The 11,351-nt window shown below is 44.1% G+C and carries 11 protein-coding genes; 2 read left to right on the plus strand and 9 right to left on the minus strand.

Annotated elements, in window-relative coordinates:
* Nucleotides 1-40: 40 nt before the first annotated feature.
* Genes ICN18_RS07360 through ICN18_RS07370 form a run of 3 tightly spaced genes read right to left on the minus strand, consistent with a single transcriptional unit; the run spans nucleotide 41 to nucleotide 3,371 of the window.
* Nucleotides 41-1,834, minus strand: a complete 1,794-nt coding sequence (locus ICN18_RS07360) for an SMC family protein (RefSeq protein WP_216189850.1) — start codon at nucleotides 1,832-1,834, stop codon at nucleotides 41-43.
* Nucleotides 1,835-1,836: 2 nt separating this feature from the next.
* Nucleotides 1,837-2,328 (minus strand): ABC-three component system middle component 2, encoded by a 492-nt coding sequence (locus tag ICN18_RS10525; RefSeq protein ID WP_369411878.1) that lies wholly within the window; start codon nucleotides 2,326-2,328, stop codon nucleotides 1,837-1,839.
* Nucleotides 2,316-3,371, minus strand: a complete 1,056-nt coding sequence (locus ICN18_RS07370) for an ABC-three component system protein (RefSeq protein WP_216189851.1) — start codon at nucleotides 3,369-3,371, stop codon at nucleotides 2,316-2,318. Before ICN18_RS07370 ends, ICN18_RS10525 begins: the two co-directional genes overlap by 13 nt.
* Before the next feature lie 334 nt (nucleotides 3,372-3,705).
* Between ICN18_RS07370 and ICN18_RS07375 the strand changes: the two genes are divergently transcribed.
* Nucleotides 3,706-4,116 carry a DUF6088 family protein gene (locus ICN18_RS07375; protein WP_216189852.1) on the plus strand — a complete coding sequence of 137 codons (411 nt, stop codon included), beginning with the start codon at nucleotides 3,706-3,708 and terminating at the stop codon, nucleotides 4,114-4,116.
* Nucleotides 4,103-5,080, plus strand: coding sequence for a nucleotidyl transferase AbiEii/AbiGii toxin family protein (locus tag ICN18_RS07380; RefSeq protein ID WP_216189853.1), 978 nt, complete (start codon nucleotides 4,103-4,105; stop codon nucleotides 5,078-5,080). The genes ICN18_RS07375 and ICN18_RS07380 overlap by 14 nt, the downstream gene beginning before the upstream one ends.
* A gap of 502 nt (nucleotides 5,081-5,582) precedes the next feature.
* On the opposite strand, the gene ICN18_RS07385 is transcribed toward ICN18_RS07380, so the two are convergent.
* From ICN18_RS07385 to ICN18_RS07410, 6 genes are all read right to left on the minus strand, one after another.
* The gene (locus ICN18_RS07385) at nucleotides 5,583-6,311 is read right to left on the minus strand and encodes a hypothetical protein (RefSeq protein WP_216189854.1); all 729 of its coding nucleotides are present in this window, start codon (nucleotides 6,309-6,311) and stop codon (nucleotides 5,583-5,585) included.
* A gap of 19 nt (nucleotides 6,312-6,330) precedes the next feature.
* Nucleotides 6,331-6,942 carry a bactofilin family protein gene (locus ICN18_RS07390; protein ID WP_216189855.1) on the minus strand — a complete coding sequence of 204 codons (612 nt, stop codon included), beginning with the start codon at nucleotides 6,940-6,942 and terminating at the stop codon, nucleotides 6,331-6,333.
* Nucleotides 6,943-7,000: 58 nt separating this feature from the next.
* The gene (locus ICN18_RS07395) at nucleotides 7,001-7,363 is read right to left on the minus strand and encodes a hypothetical protein (protein WP_216189856.1); all 363 of its coding nucleotides are present in this window, start codon (nucleotides 7,361-7,363) and stop codon (nucleotides 7,001-7,003) included.
* Nucleotides 7,360-8,640, minus strand: a complete 1,281-nt coding sequence (locus ICN18_RS07400) for an autotransporter strand-loop-strand O-heptosyltransferase (RefSeq protein WP_216189857.1) — start codon at nucleotides 8,638-8,640, stop codon at nucleotides 7,360-7,362. Before ICN18_RS07400 ends, ICN18_RS07395 begins: the two co-directional genes overlap by 4 nt.
* A complete protein-coding gene (locus ICN18_RS07405) occupies nucleotides 8,640-9,266 on the minus strand; it encodes a class I SAM-dependent methyltransferase (protein ID WP_216189858.1) in 627 nt (208 codons plus the stop codon). Before ICN18_RS07405 ends, ICN18_RS07400 begins: the two co-directional genes overlap by 1 nt.
* Nucleotides 9,267-9,276: 10 nt before the next feature.
* Nucleotides 9,277-11,351: autotransporter family protein (locus ICN18_RS07410; RefSeq protein ID WP_216189859.1), on the minus strand; the 2,075-nt coding region annotated here is incomplete at its 5' end.

An 11,351-nucleotide genomic window follows, 5' to 3' on the forward strand; every position in this document is an offset into this window, starting at 1 on the left:
TTTGACTGCCATAGAGTCGCCCAGAAAATCGTGAGCTAGGTTACGCAGGGTAGAACCCCTTACGACCGCTACCATCCCCCTCACCAATAAACTCAAGTGGCTTCAACAAGTCCTTTAGGGACTCTTGGATTTCTTCGTTCTCTAAAATTATGATTTGGCCAGGTCCTGAGCGCTTGCTCAACCAATCATAAAATCGACTTGTAACAGTTCCTGCCGCCACATCCTTGCCATCTTGGTTTTTAGGGTCAGCGTATGACTTGAGTGGGGAGTCAATCACAATGAATCCAAGATGTGGATACCCTTCATTGAGGGCGTAATCCATAACTGCTAATGTCAAAGCCGACAGAAACAATGCTCGCTTGCCCGCACCGAAATCCAACCTGCGACGACCATCAATCACCAAGTCGCAAGCGCTAGTATCAAGCACAACTGATTCGATCGTAGCAAAACCCCAAGCATGCAAGTAAGTCTTAGCAATCTTTGCCACTTCAAGATCGGCACTACCAACATTTCGCTTGAGCGGCACAAATTTCTTCTTTTTTGCAAGAGTAAGACTATCTATCTCGGCCATTAGGCGGTTTTCATCATCATAGCGGACAAGATGCTCAGAAAGTTCACTGCGACGTAGCGCTAAAGTCTTAGGGTCGCCACTAAATTCATGGCGAGCATTACTTAATTGATGTCGCTCTTCTTTCTCTAAGGAGTTCAACGTTGCAAGTAGGCTATTAGCCTGATCACCCAGTAATATCATGCGTTCACGCTCACGAGAAAGGGCGACACTTAAACCCCGTCTCAATGCGCCGATTTTTTCTAATTCAGCCCTCAATGCGCGACTGTACAACTTTTGCGCCCCCGATCGAAGCTCGTTAGGATCTGGTTGAGAGTAAATCGGTGTTCGGCATAGAGGACATGGCGTCTCTTCCAGCGCCTGGAACATAGCAACACCCTCCCCGTTTGCCCCAAGTCGTTCGCTATCACTAAGATATTTCTTTTCAAGTAGCTCGAACCGCTCAACCATCGCAGCAGAATGATCGCGTTCGCGCTGGATTTTTTGTAGCTGAACTGAAGCCGTTAATATTCCTTCTCGCACCTCTTTTAACGCGCCAGCTCGCGCTTCGTAATGACTGGTCATTGCGCTAAGGGCAAGGTCAACCCGCTCTAATGCCTCGGAAACCTCATCCCGCGCTTGACCCTCGGGAATATCAGAGCGCACTCGCCTTAAACTCTGCTCAGCACTTAGAATTTGGCCGGAGAGCCGCTCCAATTCTTCACTGGTCTTTGTCAACTCTATTGCAGAGTCATCAGCGCCGGTGATGAATAGATGGAAGGCGGCGATACGCTGCGTCGCATTTGCTCCAACCCCACTGGTAGCTTCTTCGCTAATCATGCTTGGCTGAGAAAGCAGAAACCAATGCCTTAGGTCACCACCTGTCACGCCACCTCGCTTCGATCTTGATCGCAAAAGTTGCTTATCTTCGGCCCCTGAAAGTCGGACGAGTAATTCGCTGGGCTCGAGATTAATAGACTCCTGCGTCACGCCATCCTTGGCTGTGAGAAGTCGATAGACGCTCGCGTCACCCCCAGCCAAGCCGCGACGTATTTCATAGCATTGTCTGTTAGCCTCTATTATCAGAGAGACTACGTTGTAGCCGAACGCTTCGGGGATATTTTTAGGCACTTTATCACCGCCTAAAAGATACCATAGGCAATCGCGAATGTAAGACTTTCCAGTGTCGCTTGGGCCACGAACCAACATCGCTGGAGAGCGAAAATCTATCCGAGCCTCAGGCTTGTCGGGGCCTGACACTGAGAGCGTAATCAGTGTGACACCCATATCTAGGTTGCCCCCCAAGCTAGTTCAAGTTCTGCGCCCCATAGATGACCTTTTTCTGCAAAATTAGTCTGGAGTTCCTCGGTCGTCATTTTGCCAAACTCGCTTGCGGCCCAAAAGCAGCGCGCTTCCAGTTCACGCCAATATTTGGAAGCCAATGAGCCAACCATGGTGAAGCTGCTCGGCCCGGCAACATAAGTCAAACCTGAATCGTCAAGTTCTACCTCAACCAATCCGCGGGTACTCATGAGATGCAGTCCTTGCTCAATCCGCTCTCGCCGGCTAAATAATTCGGAATTCCGAAATGGGACTGGGGTGTGAAGACTCTCGGGGCCTCCCACGTCTTTTGAATATACGATCGCATAGTCCAGCATTACGAGTTTTTGAAGATCGGCCCCACTAGGGCGCAGTGCGTGTAACAGATAGACCATGCGAAACCCAAGCTCGAATGGGGTATTAAACAGTTGAATGGGTGTCTTTCTATTCAGCGAACCCACTTTAGCTCCCCCTCATTGACCAAATGGTGGCAAGTCCCAGGAAGGTCAGCGCCCCTAAGTCTGGGATGCAACACACTATCGGTAACTGTCAACTTGGCCGCAGTCTCAATTGCAGCGTCATGGCGCTCAAGGCCAGTTTTGTGACGAGGACTGCTCGTGATTATCTTTACTCCTTGTTTAACCATCGTCATCAACTTCGCGAACTCGTCTTCCGAATAAATGTCGCGACTGAATCGGCGCAAACCCTCAGCAGAGTAAAAGGCGGTCCTAGCAGCCCCAAGGTGCTCAGAATAAATATCTGAAGCTAAAACATCACTTACCGACAATACAACTCCTGAGTGCTCCGCATAAGCCCTCACCAATTCACTCACATAAATCATCTCATTTACTTGTGCATCCGGAGGGACGGCAAGATCATCGCCACGCTCCGGCTCAATCCCAAATAGCTTGTAATGCGCAGATTTATCCTCTGCGTGCCATGTAATTAGGTCGTGGACCAGACATTCCTCGAATCGACTGAAGTCAAAACCATCTACGAAGGTTCGCATCTCCGCGGTGAGTTGCGCCGCTTTAAGTCCGTGGCTACTAGCAGCCCAAGCGGCGAGAAAGCCTTGTTTAAGTTTGCGGGGATTGGCCAAAAGATCATGCAAATCTGGCCCCGCATTTTGTGGGGAGCAAAAATAATATTTGCGTGGGCACGGGTAACTCTTCTTTAATAGGTGACAAAAGAATTTTGCCAATTCAGGATAAGCATCGCCCGGCGTCAGGCGATTTCCATAGTGCTTAGCCTGGAAAAGATCCCAACCATTCTCGACTAGAGCAGACTGAAGGCGTGCTTCAACATCTCGGCCTTTGTCATTGGAATTCCCTAAGCGCTTGACCTGTGCGTAAGGCATGTCATTAAGCTTCTTCTGTCGACACGCATGCTCAATGAAATCCTCCCACTGCGTGTCGGAAATATGCATCAAGTAAACCGCAGGAGGAACTGCTCCCGGCTTCACTACAAGGCGATTTTTCTTGGGGTTAGCTGGCGATCTAGTCATTAAGCTTGTAGGGAGATAATTCAATCCTTCAAATATTTAATAGTACAGGCAGAATAGCGCCTAGCATTAAAAACATTCTTTAATAGCTGACATCAAAACCCACCTCAAGCCAATCTCGCCAATTACCCCAACCCTTCAACCCCATCCCAATTGTTTAACCCCATTCAACGCCGTTACTCAAAAACATGGGTTATCCATTAGATAATAGGATCATTTTAATATTCATAGGTCATTGATTTTAATGTATTTAAGTCATTTTTTATATATACAAACATAAGACATTAGTGTCTTATGTTTGTATATAATAAAGACTCAATCAGGAAAGGAGGCCAAGATGGCTAAAGCAACAACCAAAGACCGCATTTTGGCTAGCCTACGTAATTCCAAGGGCAAGGTCTTCTTGCGTGATGACTTCAATCGATTTGGCACCTATCGCCAGGTATGCCGTGTGGTGAAAGAACTCTCAGATGAGGGCAAGTTAATGCGCCTTGGTTATGGCACTTACGTCAAGGCGCGCCCCTCCTCTATCTCTGGCAAACCTGTCGCAGATGAAAGCCTGGTCAACATCGGCCTTGAGACCATGAAAAAACTAGGCATCAAAGCTGATGTAGGCAAAGATATGCGCGCGCTTATTCAAGGCGATAGCACTCAGGTGCCCATGCTTCCCATTGTTAATGTTGGTAATGCGAGAGTATGTCGCAAGCTTTCCGTAGGCAACCGTAGCCTAATTTATGAAAAAAATTAGCGACGCCCAAAAACTTCAAGTTTTAGATTTAATCGCCGAGCTCGAGCTTGGCATCTCTGAATTCGCTCTTGAAAAAGATTTTATGGTGACGGATGCCTTAGCTGCAATTGCCAAAATTAGTAACCCAGATTTTGAATTAATTTTTTGCGGAGGCACTTGTCTCTCTAAGGCTTATGGCCTATTGGAGCGAGTTTCTGAAGACGTAGATATCAAAGCATCACCAAAATCTTCAGAAGCGCTGACAAATAGCAAAATCAAATCAAGTATGAGCAAGCTTAAGGCCGACATTGAATTGGCATTGAATAATGCTGGCTTCAAATCTGAGTTCATTACAAAAAATGCAAAAGATAGAAATAACTTTATTGAGTTTGATGTGGGGTACTCAACCCACTTTGAGGTAAGTCCCGGCATGCGTGCCAACCTAAAGCTTGAAGTGAGTTACAGCCCGTTGCGCGCACCTAAAAAGGATAAAGCCATAGTCCTACTGTTTAATTCATTGGCGGGGATGGGCACCGGCCCGAACTTTTCGATGCCATGTGTTGATTTAAGTGAGGCATTAGCGGAAAAGCTCATTACCTTCCCAAGGCGCCTAGCGCTCTCGATGGCAAGAGTCGATGAGAAAATCGACACAGCTTTAGTACGTCATCTCTATGATGTTTATCAAATTACTCAAAAGAACCCATCCATCCTAACAAAGGATCTAGATAAGCTATCCATCTTAGTAAATCAAGTCATTGAAAGAGATGCACAAGATTTTGCGAATCAGCACGGCGCATTTGTGACCGACCCGCTTGGTGAAATTCGCAAAGCAATGGAGTATGCTAAGTCTGATACAAAAACCAAAGATACCTATAATCAATTTATCCGGGTGATGGTGTACGACAAGAACGCGCCCTCCTTTGAAGATGCGTTCACACGGTTTTATAAAACCCTTCTATTAACCCTACCGAATCTTTCCTATTAAAAGACTAGCCAAGGTAGTCCTAGTCAAAAGTAGGTTACGGTTCTCGCCCATAATTAACTAAAAATCGAGTGGCAAATCCCCTAAGATTGTTCTAAGCTATATGCATGCAACCGTCCGCAATTTTGGGATATACGGTCACGGGTTATTTTTTGGGACAGGGGGCAATTTTGGGGGCACTAGTTGTTTTTTGATTTCACTATTTATATACAAATCAAGTAGATATAGAAATCTTCTAGTTCCCGCCGACCATACCGATGTTTTTCATTTAGTAAGAAAGCATAGAAATAGAATCATTCACTTTTTTCATGACGCTCAAGCTCAAAAAAACTAAAACCGAGCAAATCGTTCAAGAGCAATTAGTGGCCTAGCTTAAATACAACCCTCCCAGTAAAAAAGGTTTGGCATTTAATATTTGCGGTCGTCTTCAATAGATTGATTTGGCCAAAAAAAATTTCTCATCGCTACATTAAAAATCCCAATAATTCCATTTAAACATTGCTTACTAGTTAAAGAATCCATTATCAGTATCATTAACCGCTTGTCCAGAAGTTTTCATAAACCCTTTTGCATTTTTTTTGAAAAAAATACTGATCAGCTCAGTCGAACCTTCGCCAAGCGTTGGATGACTATTTTCCACGACATGAACCTGGTCGCTAGCTTCAGACAAAAATTGGCCTACGACTAGACCTGAGTTACCCTCTACAGTAGGGTCTTGAAACTCAGAAATACCAACACCAGACCCATCCAATGGGTCGGAATTTGCATTGTCATCTACCGCTCGGATTCTTCTCACCTCATCCATTACAGTTCTATACCAGATTAAAAGCTTTGATCGCATATAAAATATAATCGCCATCGTTGCAATAAATTGAAAGATAAATATAAAAGTTAATACGAGAATCAACTGGTCAATTCTTCGATCTGAATATATTTGAACAGAAAGTAGGTATTTTTGTATGCCCTCCAAATAATTCAACTGCTTCAAGTTAAACCCACGGATCATCTGAGTTTCAGATAAGATTGATTTTTGGCGCTCCAATATTCGACCAATCTGCAATCGACTATGAGCAATATTTCCGCTTAATTGGCTTATCTCCCCTCCCGATAAAAGAACACCATCCCCTTGATAATCGTTTTCGATACCCACACACTCCAATGAATGAAGATATGAGGTTGCAATAATTAACGTGGCAAACAACTTTACGAACTGATATTTTGCACTCGCAAACATAACTTGAGACCCCGAATTCCTACGGGAGTCTGACATGGTAGCTATCACCATCAATCAAAATCTTTAAAATAAGATGTCTATTTTTAAAAATAAATTGTTCATATTGGAATTTATCAAGAATTAAGTTTCCGCCTTCAAGCGATATCCATGCTGGCAATAAAGCCCCGCCCTCCATTTCAATGTGAAATTCATTTGCATCCTCTAAAGAGGTAATAATTTCAACTGGCAACTTTATTGTCAAAAGATCGGGTGTTTCAATTGCTGACTGAGATTCTTGGTTTGACAACTCGCCATCAACCACCCCCCCAGACTCGATGGATATGGAGGAATAACTCAAATTACCCTGCAAAATTCCACCGGACCTAACAACAACCTCCCTGACAACCACCGAGCCCTCGATTCTACCTGCAAGATCAAGACGGTTGCACTTAATAGCCCCCGAAACAAAGGCCAAGGAATTAATCTTGACATCATCAACTTCAATGTCACCTTGCGCAACACCTTCGACAATGCATATACCCCCGCCCTTAATTGTCCCTTCAAAATTAAAGCCCTGTCCCACAATAAATAATCGGGGCTCCTCTTCCGCAGGTTTATCTGCGGAAGTATATTCAGTATTCTTAATTTTCATATAATCCTCTATTAGTTGTAGATATTTACCCCCCATTTTTGGCATTTATAAACCTCTTTTAATTCATGCGTCTCTCCAAATAATGCTGCAAAATAAACGATGAAACTTTATATTCCCAGTCATTTTTTAAAACGTTGTATTGAACGATATACCGATCAAGTACGGCCATTTTTTGTGGGTCTATAAGGGTCAAATTTGCAATGCACGTAGTTGCATCACCCTCAACTCTTACACTCTCGGAATCAATTTGTGCTCCAGCAAAACTAAACATATACCTATCATTCGGTATGTCATTCTTTGCTTGTATAAAATTAGAAAGTTGAATTAACACGACAGCTGTACTACATACATTGGTGGGCTGAGCATATGAAGCAGACGCAAGCCCCATAAGAAGAATAGTTAACAGCATTCTAAATTTCATACCACCTCCTTTATGGGTAATTTTTTATTGAAAGCTTTACCGAGAAACCCCGGAATCGAACTAATTACCATCTTCACATGATCTACGGTAATTAATTTTGTACACTCAAATTGGCGTTCTGTATTTTTATGACGTGGGCACCACATGAAGTCAAAATGATCAAATGAATGCGCAGGGTCATTCCAGCAACCAGTACAGGCGTGAGTATTAAAAACTCTAAACGGTGTATGAAATTCATTATTAGGATGAGTAAATCCACTGATCATTACAACCGGGACCCCAACAGCCCAAGCCAGCCAAGCCAAGCCACTTGATAGCCCTACAAAAAAGCTTGCATCGCGCAAAATCAGAGCCCTCTCGCTCAGAGGAAGCGCCCCAGTCATATCCTCTGCACCGTGAGGAATATAGTTCCACGATAAGCCCTGCCCCCAAACCTTATCCCTGTCGATACATATAACCCTATATCCGGATTGCTTTAACCAACTCACGATCTCCAACCACCCAAAAGGGTTGTTCCAATATTTGCATTGTGTTGACGCCTGTGCTGCAATACACACATACGGCTCTTTAATTAATCTACCCTTATTTGACACCGATATTTTAGGTGCTAACTCAACAGCCTCCACTCCCAATATGTGCGCAGCTGTCTTGTTTAAGCCAACATATCTAAAGTCAACTGGCTGATGGACGCAGTCAACATCATTGAAGAACAACCCCAATCGATACGTTGCATAAAATTTTTGCTGAATTTTTTCAGCCTCCTTATTTGTCACAAAATGAATATTTGGATATTCATCCTCAAACAAGGGCATCATGACCTCTGAAATTACGCAAGTTAGCTTACATTGATGGCTCCTCTGGAATAAATCCACGTAAGAGAACCATGCGATCGCGTCCCCCATTGTGCCAACGGGTATTTGAACTTGAACATCCTTCTCGCGAGCAAAGTATTCATGCTCAAATACCTTATCCCCTCCACGCCATACTTCAATTCTAAATGGTATGAAATATTGCTTTGTACTCCTATATGACCCACCATCTGACTCGACCTCAAAAATTATGTTTGCCGTCACTAAATCCGATAATCGAAGCCTCCATCGCTCTCCATTCTTACCAATAGGGGGGAGCTCAACACGACAACCGGAATTAAAATCGAAACGAACGCCAGCAAGTCCCGTTTGCGTTGGCTGCATTGGTGGCTCTATAAAAAGCTTTGGGAGCCCCTTCAACTCCTCTTCTTTATTTTGGCGCCCACCCTCATCTTTTGTTATGTTCACTATTTTTTCCTATAAATTGCTATGTATGCGTTTTGTATCAGCGTTATTGGGGCTCCTGGCGGGTTATAAATAAAATCTTGTATACGTGTAAAGTATTTTTCCATCTCACCCTTTACATCCAAACCATCGTCCACCCATCCTTCATATGTAGGTACCGCTCTATGCTTCATATCTAGAATAAATACAACTCCCCCAATTTTGAGTCCATCATAAATTCGCTTAATCTCTTTTTTCAAATCAAAACAGTGTTGTAGAACCCATATAGATATAACAACATCTACTTGTGAAATTACCTTAGCAACGGCATCAAAAGTCTCTGGATCTAGTGCAATAAATTTCTTATCAAAAAGTAATTTAGACGCGTTGCTCCGCATCTCAGGCGATATATCCACACCTACAACCGAGAATCCTTTTTCAACAAGAATCTTCGCAATCCTTCCTACCCCACATCCGTAATCTAAAATTAAGCCATCCCCTGGTATGTTATTAATTATTAGCTCGACCAGCCAGGGCGTCTCATTGCTCCAGCGCTCCTCTGTTAGGACGCCACCTTCTTCGGTTAGGATTATTTTTTTTGCACTCTCTATATCTGCTTGATTAAAAACTTCTGGTCTGTAAAGCGCCATATACCCTCGTTTAAAATAATTTGAAAATATTTAGATTCAGAATGCTATTTGAGTAACCGCTCCGTCCGAAGTAGTCGACACTTAATCTAACGCCAAGGCCAGTTTTTGGATCAACCTGATATCCAAATCCAACCTGATTTATATTTTTTCCAGGGGCTTTTCCAAAAGTAGTGAAGGGGATATTATTCACATCGGTAGCATTAAGTTGCGGAGACTTTGCAACAAAATCATACCCAGTTAAAGCCCTTGCATAAAACCACTGCCCATCAGATAAGTCATAGCGATAGCGACCACCAATGGAGGCTGTTAGTGATTGATTATTTTGAGCATTAACATTGAGATTCGATGCATTGGCCCCACTCTCCTTATATCCATCGACATTTACATTGCCGTAGTCGACTCGGGTTAATGGAGTAAAGGTGTTATTGCCAATGACGCTGCTGCTGTTTACCTCAAGGCTTGCTACCCCATGCCAACCACCATAGGCTGCTGATGCTATTTGATTAATGCCGTTAGTAGCGGCAAGACGACTTTCTTTGCTTTGGTCTACAGAAGTCCCAACCATTGCACTGACCTCACCCCGATCCCATACCCTTTGCTTTACATAACCTACAACCCCATAACTTGCAACATTTAAATTATTATTTGTGGCAATATCCTGCCCCTTATAAATTGTGTTTTGAACAATTCCGGCTATGCCAGCATGCAACCCTTCCCCTACAAATGCATCAGCCCCGAAAGCAAGTCCCATAGTATTTGCGTTATAGGCAGCTGATGGGGTTTGGTTGCCGCCAGCTTGATTGGCAATATTGCCGAACGGTGCCACCCAATTTTTACCCTGAGTGTCAACTCCCCGATACTCACCTTCATCCATGCGATCTCGCACCACCTGAAGCGATGCCTGCGCTTGATTCATAATTGCAACAGCCTGACCTCCATTGAGAACCGGCGTTAAACCTACTGCCGCCGGAGAAGATGATCCAGTTATCAAATCAAAACCTGAGCCATTTGAAAGAATGCTGTATCTCACTAAACCATAACTACCGCTACTGACAAATGCCCCCGTTGTAACTCCTGTTGCTCTGAAAACATTGCTATAGTTAACATTCTGCGCTAAAACACCGCTGGTAACAATTACTCTACCTCCAGCTACATTTGCATTGCCATTAACAAGCATGTGCCCATAAGAGCTTGGACCATTAACACCGATTCCAAGAGCGCCCGTCTGGATATAACTTCCATTCAGAGTTAACTGATGACCGGCATTAAGCTGAATAACTCCCGCATTATTTAGAGTGGCTACATCTAAAATCACCGATGGGTCAGCAAGTCCAACTGAGGCTGTATTTGCAATATTAAAAAACCTCCAGCCAGAAACAAAACTCGCTCCAGATGTAGCGGTCCCAGAATTTGCTAAAAGCAATTTCTGATTGCTAATTGTCAGAGCATTTAGACGACTTGTGTCAACCAATGAAATTGGGCCATCAAAACTAACCCCATTCTGAAGCGTCAAAGTGTTGCTAGAGCCGCCATACTGGATATTGCCGGAAACTTTAGCGCCATCCAGGGAGATTGCGTTCGAAGTGCCGGCCACTTGTAATGCAAGCTCAACTGTAGGGCTTGGAGAAATATTGCCAGAAGCAACAATAGATCCACCAGATCCAATGATGCTATACCCTTTTAAAAATGAGCCACTAGCAGCGGTCACTGAACCACCAGAAACAACCCCATCCACCCCAACACCACCGCCAATGATCGTCTGAGTACCTTTAATTAATGCTCCAGACTGGGTTCCCCCAAAACCAACAATTTGCGTCCCGCCAGACAAGATGGTTGAACCCGAATCCAATCCTCCGCTACTAATATATTGAGTTCCTCCAGCGCTAATAACCGCATAAGGGCCATAACCCCCAGCAGAAATCACCTCTAAACCACCGCTCTTAATTTGAGTGTAAAAAGAAGATCCACCGGAAGATACAACCTGCACACCCCCACTGCTAACAATAGAGTTCGTTGCCGTACCACCGGAGGAGACATTGAGGTTGGCACCATTACTTACAGTAGAGCCAGATGCTACAGCTCCAG

The sequence above is a fragment of the Polynucleobacter parvulilacunae genome (genome assembly GCF_018881715.1).
Classification (GTDB): Bacteria; Pseudomonadota; Gammaproteobacteria; order Burkholderiales; family Burkholderiaceae; genus Polynucleobacter; species Polynucleobacter parvulilacunae.